General features: G+C 37.5%; 14 protein-coding genes. All 14 read right to left on the bottom strand.

Annotation, left to right across the window (positions count from 1 at the left end; genetic code table 11):
• Positions 1–6: 6 nt before the first annotated feature.
• The 14 genes from yhbY to C5L23_RS02045 all read right to left on the bottom strand — a co-directional run bounded on the left by yhbY (position 7) and on the right by C5L23_RS02045 (position 18,005).
• On the bottom strand, positions 7–321 hold the full coding sequence (yhbY, locus tag C5L23_RS02110; protein ID WP_010008701.1) for a ribosome assembly RNA-binding protein YhbY: 315 nt from the start codon (positions 319–321) through the stop codon (positions 7–9).
• Entirely contained in the window at positions 321–1,460 is a 1,140-nt protein-coding gene (gene yqeH, locus C5L23_RS02105) for a ribosome biogenesis GTPase YqeH (RefSeq protein ID WP_010008702.1), read from the bottom strand. Before yqeH ends, yhbY begins: the two co-directional genes overlap by 1 nt.
• Complete coding sequence (locus C5L23_RS02100; RefSeq protein ID WP_010008703.1) at positions 1,450–1,986, bottom strand: YqeG family HAD IIIA-type phosphatase; 537 nt, start codon at positions 1,984–1,986, stop codon at positions 1,450–1,452. The genes yqeH and C5L23_RS02100 overlap by 11 nt, the downstream gene beginning before the upstream one ends.
• Positions 1,987–2,156: 170 nt before the next feature.
• Positions 2,157–3,473 (bottom strand): APC family permease, encoded by a 1,317-nt coding sequence (locus tag C5L23_RS02095; RefSeq protein WP_133264213.1) that lies wholly within the window; start codon positions 3,471–3,473, stop codon positions 2,157–2,159.
• 130 nt (positions 3,474–3,603) lie between these two features.
• Entirely contained in the window at positions 3,604–4,842 is a 1,239-nt protein-coding gene (locus tag C5L23_RS02090; protein WP_010008706.1) for a PTS sugar transporter subunit IIC, read from the bottom strand.
• 71 nt (positions 4,843–4,913) lie between these two features.
• Positions 4,914–5,909 carry a D-2-hydroxyacid dehydrogenase gene (locus C5L23_RS02085; RefSeq protein ID WP_010008707.1) on the bottom strand — a complete coding sequence of 332 codons (996 nt, stop codon included), beginning with the start codon at positions 5,907–5,909 and terminating at the stop codon, positions 4,914–4,916.
• 165 nt (positions 5,910–6,074) lie between these two features.
• Positions 6,075–6,683: an ATP-dependent Clp protease proteolytic subunit gene (locus C5L23_RS02080; RefSeq protein ID WP_010008709.1), complete on the bottom strand. Its 609-nt coding sequence runs from the start codon at positions 6,681–6,683 to the stop codon at positions 6,075–6,077.
• Positions 6,684–6,768: 85 nt separating this feature from the next.
• Positions 6,769–7,716 (bottom strand): DNA-binding protein WhiA, encoded by a 948-nt coding sequence (gene whiA, locus C5L23_RS02075; RefSeq protein ID WP_010008711.1) that lies wholly within the window; start codon positions 7,714–7,716, stop codon positions 6,769–6,771.
• Positions 7,716–8,702, bottom strand: a complete 987-nt coding sequence (locus tag C5L23_RS02070; protein WP_010008712.1) for a gluconeogenesis factor YvcK family protein — start codon at positions 8,700–8,702, stop codon at positions 7,716–7,718. Before C5L23_RS02070 ends, whiA begins: the two co-directional genes overlap by 1 nt.
• A gap of 93 nt (positions 8,703–8,795) precedes the next feature.
• The gene (uvrA, locus tag C5L23_RS02065) at positions 8,796–11,663 is read right to left on the bottom strand and encodes an excinuclease ABC subunit UvrA (RefSeq protein ID WP_133264212.1); all 2,868 of its coding nucleotides are present in this window, start codon (positions 11,661–11,663) and stop codon (positions 8,796–8,798) included.
• A 31-nt stretch (positions 11,664–11,694) separates the two neighbouring features.
• Positions 11,695–13,707, bottom strand: a complete 2,013-nt coding sequence (gene uvrB, locus C5L23_RS02060; RefSeq protein ID WP_133264211.1) for an excinuclease ABC subunit UvrB — start codon at positions 13,705–13,707, stop codon at positions 11,695–11,697.
• 85 nt (positions 13,708–13,792) lie between these two features.
• Positions 13,793–15,574, bottom strand: a complete 1,782-nt coding sequence (locus tag C5L23_RS02055) for an ABC transporter ATP-binding protein (RefSeq protein WP_010008717.1) — start codon at positions 15,572–15,574, stop codon at positions 13,793–13,795.
• A 1-nt stretch (position 15,575) separates the two neighbouring features.
• Positions 15,576–17,288, bottom strand: a complete 1,713-nt coding sequence (locus C5L23_RS02050; RefSeq protein WP_010008720.1) for an ABC transporter ATP-binding protein — start codon at positions 17,286–17,288, stop codon at positions 15,576–15,578.
• A 63-nt stretch (positions 17,289–17,351) separates the two neighbouring features.
• Positions 17,352–18,005 carry a YfbR-like 5'-deoxynucleotidase gene (locus C5L23_RS02045; RefSeq protein WP_029508735.1) on the bottom strand — a complete coding sequence of 218 codons (654 nt, stop codon included), beginning with the start codon at positions 18,003–18,005 and terminating at the stop codon, positions 17,352–17,354.
• Positions 18,006–18,117 lie beyond the last annotated feature (112 nt).

Raw genomic sequence — 18,117 nt, 5'->3', positions numbered from 1 at the left:
CAATATTTAAAGATCGTTAACTAACAACGATAATTTAGCATATTTTGGATTAATTGCCGGTAAATATAACACCAATGTTTTACCAATGGTCTGCACAACAGTAATATTTGAATGATCTTCAATATATTGTGCAACCTCTTTGACCGTAACATCTGCACTTTGCTGTACATTTACCTTAACTAATTCACGTTTGTTGAGTGCTACAACGATTTCATCCACCCATGTTTGCGTCATACCATTTTTACCAACTGAAAAAATAGGGTTCATAGTATTCGCTTGCGAGCGCAAAAAACGTTTTTGTTTCCCAGATAATTGTATCATTAAATCATAGCCTTTCGAATTAAAACATTAACACCTGCTGGTGCCCATCCTCTTATATGCATTCCCGCAGGAACTGTAATCCATCCTAGTCCTGCAAAAACCAGGTCACTTTTTTCACTAGTCCTAAATTCATGCATCACTAACGTGTTGCCTTGAGCGGGAATGGGTTGTAATAAATTACCCGCATGTTTATCGTAAAAAGCATCTGCATTAGCTAATTTTGTACGATGTAGCATCAAATTATTCTCAAAATAAGCAGTAACAGCAGCGCGTTCTCCATTCACAAAATCAAAACGTGCTAGTCCACCGATAAAAATCGTTTGTTCTGCATTTAATTGATAAGTTTTTGGTTTAATTTCATGATTAGGCAAAGCAAATTTCAAATCTTTTTCAGATAAAGCATGCGCCATTTGATCACGTTTCACAATACCTGGCGTATCTACTAATTGTGCCCCATCATCCAGTGGTATCTCAATACGATCTAATGTGGTACCTGGAAAGCGTGATGTTGTAATCAATTCTTGAATGCCTGTTCTAGACTTGATAATCCGGTTAATCAATGTTGATTTTCCAACATTTGTCACACCAACAACATAGACATCTTCGCCTAATCTTAACTCATCGATCTTTTCAAGTAATTCATCTAAGTTTTGAGGCTTCTTAGCGCTTGTCAAAAAAGTATCAACTGCTTGAATACCCTGCTCTTTTAGCACACCTTGTAACCATTGTTTTAAGCGTTGCTTGTTTAAAGATTTAGGTAACAAGTCTACTTTATTAGCGACAACCAAAATCGGGTTGTTCTGTCCAACGAACCTAGGTAGACCAGATATGATTGAACCTGTCACATCAAATACATCGATAACATAAACAACTAGCGCACGCGTTGCCGAAATTTGATGTAGCAGACGAGCAAAATCATCGTCTGTCAATTCAACGGGTTGGATTTCATTGTAGTGTCTTAGCCTAAAGCAGCGCTGGCATAACAATTCATCATTGTCAATTTGTTTTCTTAATGCGCTAAGCGGTAAATAACCAGCATGCTCAGGTTCATCAATCTGCATACGGGCACCACACCCAATACATTGTAATCCTTCAGCTAACTGCGCCTTAAGATATTCGTCTGTGATTTCAATTGTCACGAAGTTTTTTCTCCCATTTTAACTGTGGATGTGCTTTAAAGACTACTTTTTTAACCTGCTTTTCAATTGCTCGATTTATCCAAGTTTGCCACATATCTGATTCTACAAGTCGTTTTACTAACACACTACGTATACCTGCACTATGCGCAGCCCAGACATCGGTCAACATTTGATCGCCAACCATAATGACTTCTTCTTTTGTTAAATCGTGCGTTTTCAAGACATGCAAAATACCCCTTGGTAATGGTTTAAGTGACCAAGAGACGAATTTTACATTCAGTGGTGCCACTGCTTTAGCAACTCTTTTTGTTGTATTATTCGAGATAACAATTAACTCAATTCCTTCATCACGCAGACTTTTTAACCATTCACGTAATTCTGGTGTACCCTCGGGATTATTCCAAGCTAATAAAGTATTATCTAAATCCGCTAAAACGGTGGTTATACCGCGCGTTTTTAAATCATCAACTGTTAAGTCATATATTCTTTCAACCATGAAAGTTGGTGTAAAGTATTCTAAACGCATCTTGTCAGCCATCCATCAATAATTCTTATCTTACATTATACATGAAAGCGAACATGTCTGTTACAACAAAAATACGAACAATGTGATGAAATGCCTTTCACGATTACTCTTAGCTTCCATATAGAATAAAAAACAAGCAATTTATATTGCTTGTGCTTTTAGAACCAGTGTTAGTGGCGCTTTAAGTATAAATAAATTGGATATCCCACAGCTACAATCAACAATGAAATCACAACACCATAAAAGTCATAATATATTTCAGATATTTCAACATAAAGTGATCCTGCAATCGCCACTAAAGGTATCATTGGAAAAAATGGTGTTGAAAAGCCAGGTTTAACACCCATGGTATTATGTCGACGTAATTTAATCACACCCACAAAGGCCATAATATAAAATAGAAACGTTGTAAAAATAGCAATATCAGATAAACGATTAGGATCAGCAACCGCCATCATCACAATCGCAATCATAATCATAAGCCAAATGGCTGCGTTGGGTGTCCGTGATCGCATGTTTATCTTAGCAAATGTCTTCGCAAACGGGAAAATACCTTCATTAGCCATCGCAAATAATACACGTGGGAAAGAGACAACTTTACCATTTAAAGTGCCTAATAAAGATACTAAAATGGTGACACTTAATAAACGGCCACCAAATTCACCAAAAGCTTCTTGCGCAACACGTAAAGTCGCATTTTCGCCAAAACTAATAATTTGGTTGGCTGGTAAGCTCTGATACACACCATAAGTTACCCCAACATAAGCAAAAATAACCAACACAATACCAAAAACAATTGCTTTAGGTAATGTTTGACGTGGATTCTTAATTTCACCGCTAATGTTAGCCAATGTTACCCATCCATCATAGGCAAACAAAGTTGCTAAAATAGCAACACCAAAGCCGCCACCGCTATTTGATACTTGATGAACAACCTGACCAAATGCATCATTTTGGCCAAAGAAAAAGCCAAAAATAACTAATGCTAATACCGGTAATAACTTAATAATTGTTGTTACAATTTGAAAACCAGCACTAAAACGATTAGGAATCGAGTTTAACAAACCAATAAACATTAGTGTCACTGCTGATAATATTAAAGAATACTTTTGTGGCAGACCGAATAATCCTAGGCACAGATAAGAGAAATAAGTTGCAATCGCTCCCATCATGGCTGGACCATAAAAAATAACCTGCATCCATCCTGTTAAAAATCCCCAAGTTTTACCATAAATATGGCCGATATATTGAAATATACCACCTGTCTTGGTCATCTGGGAACCGAGTTCAGCAATACTCAATCCGGAAGCCAATGTCAAAATACCACCAACAAGCCAAGCAAGCAATCCTGCTGTTGTCCCACCAGCAGAAGACAAAACACTACCTTGCTTAAAAAAGATGCCAGATCCGATAACAGTTCCAATAACTAAAGCCAAAGACGCCCATAATCCAAAGCCCCGATGCAGTTTTTTTTCGTTTGAATCCATCTTATATCTCCCACAATAATCTTAGTTACTAGTATAGCACGTGATTTTCTGTCTTCTAAACATATACAAAATAAAAAAGCACCTATTTCTTAAACATAGAAATACGCGCTTCATGATAAATAATTAAAGATTAAAGATCTTGTTGGAAGTCCATTGGTGAATACAACTTCAATAATTTACTAAAGATGTATTGAGAAATCAAACCAGCAATGATAGGTACAACCAACCATGCAATTAATCCAACCATTGGATTCACAAAATTATTCATTACTGTGCTAGGTACATTAGGGTCCTTAACCATTGATTGAATAGGTGAAACTAATCCAATATAACCGAAACCAGCCGTAATCGGTGTACCTTGAATATTAAACAAAGCCACTGGAATACCTGAAATAGCAGCAGTCAATAAGAACGGTATCATGGTAACAGGCTTAGCAAACACCGAAGGCATCATTCCCTTCATGGCACCTAATGCAATTGCGACTGTAACACCTGGCTTGTTGACACGCCATGAGTTAATCAATAACACAATAGTCGTAGCTGCAACACCCATACCAGCTGCACCTGATCCAATACCAGATAAGCTAATTGCCAAGGCAATACCGACAGTTGATACTGGTGTAATAATAATAATAGCAAAAGCCATTGCAATCAACATGGCCATTGGTATTGGTGCCAAACGTGTAAACGTAGCCACCACATCACCAATCCAAGTTGTGACATAGGCCACATATGGTGCAATTTCTTTACCTATCCAACCAACACCGCCGCCGACGATAATGGGACTCAAAATGATTGCAACTGAACCAAAGCCTTTGAGATAACGTGCAACTAACCAAGTAACGAACACTGCTAGTGCAGCAACAATCATCGCATTAATCACGTCACCGGCACCAGAAGCAATATAGACTGTTGATGGCGCTGGTAATGCTACCCCGGTTACTGGATTAACAAATCCTTTCGGTGCTGTTGCCCATTTAATTGATCCGGATGCAACTGCCGTCGCAATTGCGACAACACCAACATCTAGACTCTTCATTTTAAATTGCAATGCAATTGCCATTCCAATTAAGAATGGAATTAACGATGTAAATAACGTTAAAATTGCGTTGAAATCAGCGCCCAACGCTGTTGTTCCTAATCCTGAATATTGAATAATGTACTTCATTACCGCACTAGGTAGCACACCAATCAAGATACCTTGAGCAGATCCAGATAACACTTTAAAGAAGAAATCTTTCAAATGTAACTGTTGTGTACCATCAAAAATCTGAGGGGCAGCTTCTGAGGCTTTACGTGCATATTCAACATTACGTTTACCCTGCGATTCTTTGGAAGCCCATTTGGAACCATTAGCTTTAATAGCCATCTCACTCATCTCCTAAATTATTACGTAAAAAACACCCAAGCACTAGGCTTAGGTATTTATATGCTATTATTTTAGTACTTTACTACAACGGCTGGTGTTTCACCCTTTGCAAACTTGACAGCAGCATCAAATGACTGATGAACCATTTCCTTAACGGCCTTAGTTGTATAGAAGGCTGTATGTGGGGTAACCAAAACATTTTCGCGATCAATCAAATCAGCGATCTTTGGATCTGGGAACTCCTTGTTAGACCAATCAACGTTGAATAGACCAACTTCTTCAGCATAAACATCCATTGCAAATGCAGAAACCTTGCCAGAATTCAAACCATCAATGATAGCATCGATATCCATCAAGTTACCACGTGAAACGTTGACAATCACAACACCATCTTTCATCTTAGCGATGGCTTCGGCATTAATCATCTTATCGTTTTCAGGAACACCTGGCACATAAAGTGAAATAGCATCAGCTTGTGCATATAATTCATCTAATGAATCAACATACAATCCTTCAGCTTGCAATTCAGGATTAGGATACTTATCATAGGCGATCACTTTAGCACCAAATCCCTTAAGGATGTTGATTGCCACACGACCGATATGTCCAGTACCAATAACACCAACAGTTTGCATACGCATTTCACGGCCAATTGTTGGTGCCCAACGTAGGTCATGCTTTGCAACCTTGGCGTCTAATTCCTTTGCACGACGCAACAAACGTGATAATTGAATCATTGAATGTTCAGCAATAGCGTTTGGTGAATAAACTGGAACGTTTGAAATATTGAAGTTCAATTCACGTGCAGCATCCAAATCAATGTTGTCAATACCAACATTACGCAATGAAAGATTATGAATACCTTCATCTGCTAAAGCCTGTAAAGTCTCACGTGTGTAATCCAATTGTTGATAAACAACAACACCGTCAGAACCAGCAGCTAACTTAGCATTATCAGGTGTTAACAACTCTTGCGTGTAGTCAACTTCAATCTCTGAATGCTCAGCTTTCCAATCTTCTAATGATGGCTTCTCATCATCACGAATACCATAAGCAAAAATCTTCATGATTTCCTCCAAATAATTTATCTTACTATATCAATTATATATCAGTTACTTAAATTTAGCACGTAATTGTTTACATTTTCACGAACAAAATGATAGTAAACGTTAAACAATTATGGCCAAAATAAAAATGATAACACACGATTACTGTTACCATTTTTATCAGTATTAATTTTGTTTTGTTACAGGCATTTCACCAGATTGCGTTAAAATACCATCAATCAAGCCATAATCCAAAGTCTCTTCAGCACTCATCCAATAATCACGTTCTGTGTCATTACGGATTTGTTCAAGTGGTTGCCCTGAGTTTTCAGATAGTATCTTATTCAAACGTTCACGGGTTTTAGTCAATTGTTGTGCAATAATGGCCATATCTGTCTGCTGTGTACCACCAGCAGCACCACCCATTGGTTGATGAATTAAGTATTCAGCATTAGGCAACATAAAGCGCTTACCCTTGGTACCTGAAGAAGCAATAATTGTTCCCATTGATGCAGCAAGCCCCATAACAATTGTGGTCACTGGCGCTTTAATAAAACGCATTGTATCAACAATTGCTAATCCAGCAGTTACTGAACCACCTGGTGAATTAATATACATTGAAATTTCTTTGTCAGAATCCTGTGCCTCTAGGAACAAGAGTTGTGCCACAATGGACGTTGCCATCTGGTCCTCAACTTCACCTTGCACTAGAATAATACGGTCTTTCAGTAAGCGAGAAGGCAAATCATAACTTTCACGCCCATTTGCAGTTTGTTCAATAACACCTGGCCACATAATTTATTCCTTTCACTAGTTCAAATAAACATTATAAATGATACAACTTCATTTTAGCACACAACGATAAAGAGTGCTAATTTATTTATATTTTTGTCAAATCAATCGACAATCCCTGCTCCAATGCCTGTGCTAATTGCGTCAATTTACGCATACGATGATTAACACCTGATTTACTAATTGGCTTTCCTTGCACTAACTCGCCTAATTCACTCAATGATTCATCTGGATGTGCTAATCTCAGTTCAGCAATTTCTCTTAATTTATCAGGCAATACAGTCAATCCTATTTTGTCACGAATTAACTCAATTTGCATTACTTGTCGATTAGCTGCAACAGCTGTTTTTTGCATATTTGCCGTCTCCGCATTAACCAAGCGATTAACGGAATTACGCATATCACGCATAATGCGAATATCCTCGAAATGTAACATTGACTGTGTTGCGCCAATCGTGCTCATGAAATCAACTATTTTTTCGGCACGCTTAAGATAGATAATAAAGCCAGAACCACGATCTGCTATTTTAGCTGGTAAATTAAATTCGCGCATCAATTGTGCGATTTGATCAGCTAACTCTTCATGTGTTGTATAGATTTCTAAATGATAATTGGATTTTTCTGGTGAATTAACCGATCCAGCCGCCAAAAAGGCCCCTCTTAAAAAAGAACGTCGCTTATCAACTTGGTTTAAAATACGTGTGGGAATGATAACATTTAATCCAAATGGATCAATGCCTAAATCATCTAAGACATCATCAACGGCATCTTTCATCAAAACACCATAACTTTTGTGTTGTGATAAATGAACATGATCACTTACTAAAACTTCAACATCAATATGATAGGTTTCTTTTAATAATGTATAGATACGCCGCGCAATTGCAGCATTTTCTGTTTGCACAGTAACCGTCTGATTATGTCCTAATGTGCTCACGCCATTCATTCTAATCAGCGCTGATAATTCTGCTTTAGCATTACCATCATGCACGATTAAACCAGTCAGCTCTTTTTTAACATCCGCTGCATATGACATTAATTATTCTCCAGAATTTTTAATAGTTCCTGCGTAATTTTATGACCATCATGAAACGCCCCTGAATCACGTAAGTCCAAAAAATCTCCAGCAATCTGCTGAGCATGTTGTACTTGAACAGCTGCTTGATCTAGTTTTACTTGACTAGATATCTCATTCCACCGTTGAAAATCAACAAAATCATCTGGTACTTTTGTGGCATTAGAAATGACATAATCAACAGTTTGCTCACCAATGTGTGCGTTCAGAGCTAATAAATGCTGCGCATCAGTGTAAGCATCCGTTTCACCTTTTTGGGTCATAATATTAGCAATGTATACTTGCTTGGCTTTAGTAGTACGTAACGCTTCACCCACTTCTGGTACTACTACATTAGGTAAGATACTGGTAAACAAGCTTCCTGGCCCATAAACGATAAGGTCCGCATCTTGAATAGCTCGTAACACAGCTGGTGCAGCTTGTGGTTCTTCACCTACTTCATCCCCAGTTACCCAGACATGATCAATTGTTTTATGTGCATGTGTAATTTCTGATTCGCCCGCCTGCTGCTGGCCATCTTTAAACTCAGCATGTAAAACGAGTGGCTCATTAGACACCGGATAAACATGACCTTTAATATGCAAAAAGTCAGCCATACGCTGTACGGCTTCAAAAACATCATCATATTTCTCAATCAAGGCAGCAATAATTAAATTTCCTACCGCATGTTTTGCAAAAAAATCATCTTGCGCATTAAAACGATATTGTAAGATGCTTAAAATATCTGGCTCAGTATTCGTAGCCATTGCGACTAAAATATTCCTAATATCGCCTGGCGGTACAACGTTAATGTAGTTTCGTAGGACACCAGACGAACCGCCATCATCAGCGACTGTTACAACAGCAGTCAAATCAACATCTTCTTGAACCAGCGGCTTAATGATAACGGGAAGCCCAGAACCACCGCCAATAATCACGATTTTTGATTTTGGTTTGCTTTTGGTCATTTTTACCTCCATAGCTGCATCTCAGTATATGATGCCAGTTCTATTTTATCATTGAATGCCCACTGAATTTTATATCAGCATAACAATACCCTATCAATCTGGCATTACACGTGCACGATTTCTTTCAATGACTTGTTTCAAATATTGGCCAGTATACGATTCTGCAGTATTCATTACCTTATTAGACGTCCCAGCAACTAATACTTTACCACCACCAGCACCACCTTCTGGTCCCATATCAATAATCCAGTCTGCAGATTTAATGACATCTAAATTATGTTCAATCACAACAATGGTATTCCCTTGATCAACTAATCGGTTGAGAACTTCTAACAATCGTGCAATATCATCTGTATGCAAGCCTGTAGTTGGTTCATCCAAGATGTAGAGCGTTTTGCCATTCGTACGACGATGCAGTTCGGAAGCTAACTTCATGCGTTGCGCTTCACCACCTGATAATGTTGTCGCACTTTGTCCTAATTTAATATAACCTAAGCCAACATCAACAATAGTTTGTAGTTTACGTGCAATTTTAGGTATTGGTGAAAAGAATTCGAGTGCTTGATTGACTGTCATCTCTAAAATTTGAGAGATATTCATTCCTTTGTACGTCACCTCTAGCGTTTCTGAATTATAACGCGTTCCACCACAGACTTCACAAGCCACATAAACATCAGGCAAGAAGTTCATTTCAATCTTGATGACGCCATCCCCACGACAATTTTCACAACGGCCACCTTTGGTATTAAATGAAAAGCGCCCTTTATTGTAACCACGCATTTTGGCGTCATTCGTTTGTGCAAATAGTTCACGTATATCATCAAATACACTAGTGTATGTTGCCGGATTAGATCGTGGTGTTCGGCCAATAGGTGATTGGTCAATATCAACTACTTGTTCAATATTTTCAACGCCTTCAATTGCTTTGAATTTTCCAGGCTTTTCAGAGTTATTATTCAATTTTTGTTTCAGTGCACGTTTTAGGATGGTATTCACTAAGGTTGATTTACCTGATCCAGAAACGCCACTCACAGCAATAAATTGACCGAGTGGGAATTTCACATTAATATTTTTTAGGTTATTTTCTTTAGCGCCTTTTATCGTAATAAATTTACCATTACCCTTACGTCGTTCTTGTGGTAACGGTATTGCTTTCTTACCCGATAAATATTGGCCAGTTAAAGAATCGGGATTAGCTTCAACTTCCTTTGGCGTGCCATTGGCAATGATTTTACCACCTTGCATTCCCGCACCTGGACCAACATCAATCAAATAGTCAGCAGCTCGCATTGTATCTTCATCATGCTCAACAACAACTAAGGTATTCCCCAAATCTCTCATGTGTCGCATGGCATTTAACAGCATATCATTATCACGTTGATGTAACCCAATTGATGGTTCGTCTAAAACATATAGCACACCCGACAAATTAGAGCCAATTTGTGTGGCTAATCTAATACGCTGTGATTCACCGCCGGACAAAGTCCGTGCTGATCTTGATAACGTTAAATAAGATAACCCAACACTTTGAAGGAATCCCAAGCGATCTTTAATTTCCTTAATAATCGGTGCAGCAATTTCTGTATCCTGTTGTCCCAAAGTTAATGACGCAAAAAAGTCGAGTTCCTCATTAACTGGTAATTCGGAAACTTCACCAATATGTTTGCCAGCTATTTTAACGGATAAGGCGGCTGGGTTCAACCTATAGCCATGACATTGCTGACACGTTAACGCCGTCATATAATGGCTCATCTGTTCTCTAGTAAAATCAGAATTTGTTTCATTAAATCGACGTTTAATATTATTCAATACGCCCTCAAAGGCAACATCGACATCGCGAACACCACCAAATTCATTTTGATAATGAAAATGGAATGTTGTTTCTCCCGAACCATTTAAAATCAATTGTTGCTTATCTTTAGTCAGTTTTTCAAATGGTATATCCATATCAATATCAAACTGATCAGCAAATTGACGTAACATTTCAGGGTAGTAATTCGATGAAATCGGATTCCATGGTGTAATGGCGCCATCAGCTAATGATAAACTCATATCCGGTACAACTAAATCAATATCAACTTCACGTTGAACACCTAATCCTTGACACACGGGGCATGCACCTAAAGGCGCATTAAAACTAAAGAGTCTTGGCTCTAGGCGACCAACACGAAAATCACGTAACTCGCCTAAATAATGTGTTGAAAATTTAAGTAATTGATTCTCTTCATTTGTGTCTCGCGATACCATTTCTAACGTCACTTGTCCATCTGTCAAGCGTACAGCAGCTTCAAGAGAGTCAAACAGTCGCGATCTAACATTATCTCGTAACACAATACGATCAATCATGACATCAATATCATGATATTGATTTTTATTAAGATGAATATCTTCACTATCAACTTCTTGGATATCACCATCAATTTTGGCACGAATATAGCCCTGCTTGCGCATATTTTCAAACGCCGTTTCATGAGAACCACGTACATGTTGAATAATCGGCGCAAAAATTTGTAGCCGTGTCCCTTCAGCCAAATTTTTTTGTACATAATCAACCATTTGATCAACAGTATACATGATTTTAGTACCGTCTTCTGGATCGTCTGGTCGTCCTATTCGTGCATAAAGCAAACGAAAATAATCATTAATTTCAGTAACAGTACCAACAGTTGAACGTGGATTATTACTCGTTGTTTTTTGATCAATAGATATCGCAGGTGACAGGCCGTCAATTGAATCAACATCCGGTTTATCCATTTGTCCTAAAAATTGGCGCGCATAAGAACTTAATGATTCTACATACCGCCTTTGCCCTTCGGCATACAAAGTATCAAAAGCTAATGATGACTTCCCCGATCCAGAAAGGCCAGTCACAACAGTCAAACTTTCCTTAGGTATATCAACATCAATATTTTTCAAGTTATGTGCTCTTGCGCCTCTTATTTCAATATGGTCCTTTGCCATTTAAATCCTTCTTTTCTTTTATTCCACAAAATCAAAGTCCAGCTGACGTTTTTAACTCCATAATTAAGTCACGTAAATTCGCTGCTTCTTCGAAATCAAGCGCTTTAGCTGCTGCACGCATTTGCCCATCCATATTATTTAAGATTGATGTCTGTTCGTCCTTTGGCAAATCTTTGAAGGCAACCTTTGTTAAATCGATTGTTTCTTCTTTATTATTTGTCTCATGTGATACAGAAATTAAATCACGAATATCTTTCTTAATGGTTCTAGGTGTAATACCATGTTTGGTATTATATGCTGTTTGTATTTCTCGACGGCGCCTTGTTTCATCCATTGCGCGTTGCATAGAATCTGTTACTGAATCAGCATACATAATCACATGCCCATTCTCATTACGCGCAGCCCGACCAATTGTTTGAATTAAAGACCGTTCATTACGAAGGAATCCTTCTTTGTCTGCATCCAAAATTGCAACTAACGATACTTCTGGAACATCAATTCCTTCACGTAATAAATTAATACCAATTAAGACATCATATTTTCCCAATCGCAAATCACGGATAATTTCAGTACGTTCAAGTGTTTTTATGTCCGCATGCAAATAGGCAACTTTGATACTTAAGTCCTTGAGGTAATCCGTTAAGTCCTCTGCCATTCGTTTGGTCAAAGTTGTAATAAAGACGCGTTCGTCTTTTTCAACACGCTGATTAATTTCACCAACTAAATCATCAATCTGCCCCATCACTGGCCGCACTTCTATTTCGGGATCCAGTAATCCAGTTGGTCGAATAATTTGTTGTGCAATATATTTTTCAGGTACACGTTCACTTTCATACACACCTGGCGTTGCTGACATATAGATAATTTGATTGACGTGTTTTTCAAATTCTTGTAGTGTTAATGGTCGATTATCTAAAGCGCTTGGTAAACGGAAACCATAATCAACTAATTGCTGCTTACGTGCTTTATCACCATTGTACATCCCCCTCACTTGTGGCATTGTCACATGGCTTTCATCAACTACAATTAAAAAGTCATCTGGGAAGAAATCGAGTAGCGTAAATGGTGGTTCCCCAGGTTTGCGACCATCCATATGTCTTGAATAATTCTCAATACCATTGGTATAGCCCATTTCCTCCATCATGGCTAAATCATATTCTGTTCTTTGCTTCAGGCGCTGTGCTTCAAGTAACTTACCTTCTTGTTCAAATACTTTAAGCTGTTCATCAAGTTCTACTTTAATTGTCCCAATGGCGCGATTCATAATCGCATCATTTGTCATAAAATGCGTTGCTGGGAAAATAGCAATATGATCTAATTCAGCCACAACCTCACCCGTTAGCGCATGAAATTCACGAATACGATCAATTTCATCACCAAAAAATTCAATACGTAATGCGTTTTCATCAGAAGATGCTGGGAAAATTTCAACAACATCGCCACGCACACGGAAACGGCCACGTTGAAAATCAATATCATTGCGTTGAAATTGGATGTCAATTAAATCTCGAAGTAACTGATCTCTACCATACTCTAATCCATTACGTAAACTGACAACATGATCTTGGTACTGATGTGGATCACCCAAGCCAAATATTGAACTTACTGATGCCACAATAATCACATCGTCACGCTCAAACAAAGCGCTAGTGGCAGAGTTACGTAATTTATCAATTTCATCATTGACAGATGAATCTTTTTCAATATACGTATCCGAACTAGGTACGTAAGCTTCTGGCTGATAATAATCATAGTACGATACAAAATATTCAACCGCATTATTTGGGAAGAACTCTTTAAACTCACCGTATAATTGGCCAGCTAGTGTTTTATTATGACTCAAAATTAATGTTGGTTTTTTGATATCTTGAATGACATTAGAAATTGTGAAAGTTTTCCCCGTACCAGTAGCACCAAGAAGAATTTGTTCTTTCACTTTTTCTTTCAAGCCCTTAGTTAATTGCGATATTGCTTGTGGTTGATCGCCAGTCGGTTTATATTTTGATACCAAATCAAAATCACGATTTATTCTATGTTCAATCATATATTTTTGTCCTCTAAAAAGTTATCTATATTATACCAAAGATATAAAAAAACGAACAAATGTTCTAACATTTGTTCGTTTTGATTTACTCAAAAACCATTTGATTATGATACAGCTCGGCATAAAAGCCTTCTTTTTCAAGTAATTCATGGTGTGTGCCAGATTCAATAACTTGACCATCACGCAATACAACAATTTTATCGGCATTCAAAATTGTTTTCAGGCGGTGCGCAATCACAAAACTAGTTCTCCCAGCAATCACATTATCCATTGCTTTTTGAATACGATTTTCTGTGACCGTATCCACGTTTGATGTTGCTTCATCTAAAATCAACAGATCAGGATTTGTCAAAATCGTACGAGCAATACTCATCAATTGTTTTTGTCCGGTTGAAAATACTGAATTTTCATCACTAATTTTAGTTTGATAACCATCTGGTAGACTGCTAATAAAATCATGAATATGTGCCTGCTTAGCAGCTTCAATCATCGCTTGGTCATCTATTGTCGGTTGCCCAAATTTAATATTTTCTGCAATTGTACCCGAAAATAGCACTGCGTCTTGTAAAACAATCCCTACATGATCACGTAATGATTGCAAACTCACATGACGAATATCCTGATTATCAAACAAGACTTGCCCAGCGTCGACATCATAGAAACGATTTAGCAGATTCATCACTGTTGTTTTACCCGAACCAGTTGGTCCGACCAACGCTACCATCTCACCCTTTTTAACCTCAATCGTTACATCATGTAGAATTTCTTTGCCTGGATTATAGCTGAAATGAATATTTTTTAAAGTAACCTTATCTTGGATGTAAGGTAAATTCTCAGTATTTTCTGATTCAATTTCTTCATCTTGTTGATGCACTTCACTTAATCGACGCGCACCTGTAATCGCTAATTGCAGCATATTATAGATAGATGTAATTTGTGTAATGGGCTGATAGTACTGCTGTGAGAAAGATACAAAAGTAGCAACTAATCCCAAACCAACAGCTTTGTCCATACCGTCGTTCAAAACAAGCCAAGAGCCAAAGAAAATAACAACCGCGAGATTAATTAAAGACATCCCCTGCATCAATGGGAATAATAATCCAGAATAAATTTGGCCCTTCAATGTTGTTTGGCGTACGTCTTTATTATAGTCAGTAAATTGGTGTAACGATTGTGCCTGTAAGCCATTAGTAATAATAACCTTTTCACCATTTATCTGCTCATTGACAAAGCCATTTAAGCGACCAACTGCATCTTGCTGTTGGTCAATAGCTGTACGTGCTTTTTTAATCACAAACCAAGCAAATAATATTGCTACTGGTGTCGATATCACAGTTACCCAAGCTAGCTTGGTGTTTTGCTGGAACATCACAATAATGACACCAATCCAAAGCGCTAAATTAGAAAACAAACTAAATATCGCTTGATTCATTGCATTGAAAATATTATCTAAATCAGATGTAAATAACGATAATATTTTACCATCTTGATGACTATCAAAATATTTGATCGTCATTTTCTGTAACTTACCAAACAAACCATGCCGCATTTGGCCGGTTGCTTCTGAAGAAACTTTTGAAATCAGCATTGAGGATAGGAACATGGCAATGGCATTTGCAATATAAAAAGCAAGTAACATCAATAATGCTGTATAAAAATGTTCTTTTGACGCTGTAGAACGTGTCATTGGGTTCATCCAGGTTGTTAAGAACCTTGCGAGTTCAGTCAAAGATTTTCCCATGTAGACTGGCGCTGTTACTTGAAAGTAAGTGGCCATAATCGTCAAAATAGCGCCTAAACTCAGTGCTTTCCAGTACACTTTGAGATAAAAACTAAAGAAAATAACTGCTTGTTTAATATCTTTCATTTTATATCTCCTTAGCTCGTTGTGTCTCAAATATTTCACGATAAACAGCAGATTCTTTTAGCAACGTTTCATGCGGGCCATTACCCACTAAGCGGCCATTATCCAATACCAGAATGCGATCGGCATGTCTAACTGAACTAATCTTTTCTGCGATCACGATTGTTGTCGTGTCCTTTAAATGAGTTGCTAAAGCATCTTGCACTAACTTTTCGCTTCTGGCATCCAATGCTGAGGTAGAATCATCCAAAATTAATATTTTGGGCTGCCCAATAACACCACGCGCAATTGATAATCTCTGCTTTTGACCACCAGATAAATTAGCCGATCTTTCAGATATGAGATGTTCAAATTGATCATCATATCGATTAATAAATTCACTAGCTTGCGCGATGTCGGCTGCGTTTTGCATCTCTGTTAACGTTGCGTCTTGTTTACCTTGTCGCAAATTTTCAGCAATAGTACCCGAAAATAAAATAACACGTTGTAGTACATAAGAAATACCGCGACGTAAAGATTCTTGGCTAATATTTTTAAGGTTAACCTGATCGATCAAAACATTACCGTGTGTCGGATCATATAACCGCCCAATTAGCTGTGCCAACGTCGTCTTACCTGATCCAGTCGCACCAACAATACCAACCATTTCACCTGGTTTAATGTTAAAACTAATGTTTTTCAGCGTTGTGTCATTACTTTCTGGATATTGAAAACTAACATCTTCAAATGCAATATCACCTTTAATTGTCATATCGTTAACATCTTCATCAATCAAATCCGGTGTTGTTTGTAATACTTCACCAATTCTGCGCAGCGCCACTAGTCCACGAGAAGCAAATGTAGAAATCATACCGCCAATCATAATTGCAAATAATACCTGCATTAAATAAGTTACAAACGCTGGAATAGCTGCTAAATCTTGGGGATGACTGGCAACACCTAAACTAACAAAGTAAATGGCAACAGTTATCGCAAGATTAGCAATCAACATAAATCCGGGAAACATCGCTGAGAAAAGGTAACCAATTGTTGTATTGAGTTGCGTTAAATTATCCGAATCATGATCAAATTTTTGCTGTTGGTTATTTTCTTGATTGAAACTTTTAACAACACGAATACCTTGTAAATTTTCCTTAGCTATTGTGTTAATACGGTCAATTAATTTTTGTACACGACCAAAATACTTGCCCATCCGTTTAAAAAGTATTTGTGAAGCTAAAATAATGCATACAATCATCAAAATCATTACCCACCACAATTTAGGTAGGGTCGTAATAGCTAAAATAAACGCACCAATAAATAGTATGGGAATCCTGGCTAATGACTGTAGTGACATCATAATCAATGATTGTACCTGCCAGACATCATTCGTTAATCGTACAACTAAATGGCCAGTAGAAAATTTTTCAATATTACTTAAGGAGAAACTTTGTACCTTTTGGTAAGCTTCTTCACGTAAATCAGCAGCAATTCCCTGTGCTACACGCGCAGCAAATATTGTATTCAAGATACCACCAATTAACCCAACACAGGCTACTGCAATAAGTGCGATACCATATTGATTAACAGTGTCCTGATCACTAGCCATAATCGCTTTTAATATTTCTTGCAATAAACGAGGTTGCAATAAAGTAGCGCCAGCCATCACCATAACTGAAATCACAGCAAAAAATATATCAAGGCGGTATGTTTTAATATGACGTTTTAAAATGTGCATCTTTGTATCCTCTTACTCTGTAGTGCAATAATTAGCACGATAAAAAATAAAAATACCACTGAACTATTCAGCAGTATGCGCTTTGAAATCAGGTAACAATGATTTAGCTAAATCAGCGAGTTCCTTTTGATGAATGAAATTACTAGAGAATATTTCTGGTAAAATTTCACTCGCAAAATATTTAACACTTGCCATATTTTGATAAGCAGCTAAAGCCTCTAAACTACTTTGAAAAATATCAACAAATACGGGTTCGGGATTAAACTTTTCTAGTTCTCCAAAAGCTTCGTATAACAAGTCAACTTTATCCGCAACTGCTAAGATTCTACCCTCTAAGGAGTCATCTTTCCCTTCACCTAGCCGTCTCTCATAAGCTTTTTGAAAATCTTGTGGTATTTCATTACGAATGAAGTTTTCAGTCATTGTTTCTTCAACATCTGCTAGCATTGAACGTAATGTTGCAGTGGCATATTTAACTGGTGTTTTAATATCGCCAATAAAGCGTTCCGTGTAATCATGATTCAGCGCTTTTTCATAAACAGATTGCCAATTAATATCTGAACCAGCCTCTACTTCAACGTCAGCCAAAAATTGTGCAATCTGTGTTACCTTCCATGAATGGGCAGCAACTGAATGAGGTTGATATTTAAAAAATCCCGGTGCGCGATTAATCATTTCCAACTGATTCATGCCCATGAAGAATTGATGCATTCCCATATAAAAAACTTTGTACCGTTTTTCAATCTCTTAACAGTACTTCCCCCTTTTACTATTGTTATAGATGATTATACACGAATATAAAATGATGTGGTGCTTGTCATTTATGAAA

The organism is Leuconostoc fallax, from assembly GCF_004354645.1.
In the GTDB taxonomy this organism is placed as follows: domain Bacteria; phylum Bacillota; class Bacilli; order Lactobacillales; family Lactobacillaceae; genus Leuconostoc_B; species Leuconostoc_B fallax.
The sequence above is the reverse complement of the archived record's forward strand: the minus strand, read 5'-3'. Positions and strand labels throughout refer to the sequence as shown.

Coding starts and splice junctions, on each gene's coding strand:
- C5L23_RS02080 (WP_010008709.1), bottom strand. CDS start 6,683: ATGTGGCCAGGTGTTATTGAACAAACTGCAAATGGGCGTGAAAGTTAT.
- uvrB (WP_133264211.1), bottom strand. CDS start 13,707: ATGATTGAACATAGAATAAATCGTGATTTTGATTTGGTATCAAAATAT.
- C5L23_RS02050 (WP_010008720.1), bottom strand. CDS start 17,288: ATGCACATTTTAAAACGTCATATTAAAACATACCGCCTTGATATATTT.
- yhbY (WP_010008701.1), bottom strand. CDS start 321: ATGATACAATTATCTGGGAAACAAAAACGTTTTTTGCGCTCGCAAGCG.
- C5L23_RS02095 (WP_133264213.1), bottom strand. CDS start 3,473: ATGGATTCAAACGAAAAAAAACTGCATCGGGGCTTTGGATTATGGGCG.
- uvrA (WP_133264212.1), bottom strand. CDS start 11,663: ATGGCAAAGGACCATATTGAAATAAGAGGCGCAAGAGCACATAACTTG.
- C5L23_RS02100 (WP_010008703.1), bottom strand. CDS start 1,986: ATGCGTTTAGAATACTTTACACCAACTTTCATGGTTGAAAGAATATAT.
- whiA (WP_010008711.1), bottom strand. CDS start 7,716: ATGTCATATGCAGCGGATGTTAAAAAAGAGCTGACTGGTTTAATCGTG.
- C5L23_RS02090 (WP_010008706.1), bottom strand. CDS start 4,842: ATGGCTATTAAAGCTAATGGTTCCAAATGGGCTTCCAAAGAATCGCAG.
- C5L23_RS02055 (WP_010008717.1), bottom strand. CDS start 15,574: ATGAAAGATATTAAACAAGCAGTTATTTTCTTTAGTTTTTATCTCAAA.
- C5L23_RS02070 (WP_010008712.1), bottom strand. CDS start 8,702: ATGACCAAAAGCAAACCAAAATCAAAAATCGTGATTATTGGCGGTGGT.
- C5L23_RS02045 (WP_029508735.1), bottom strand. CDS start 18,005: ATGGGAATGCATCAATTCTTCATGGGCATGAATCAGTTGGAAATGATT.
- C5L23_RS02085 (WP_010008707.1), bottom strand. CDS start 5,909: ATGAAGATTTTTGCTTATGGTATTCGTGATGATGAGAAGCCATCATTA.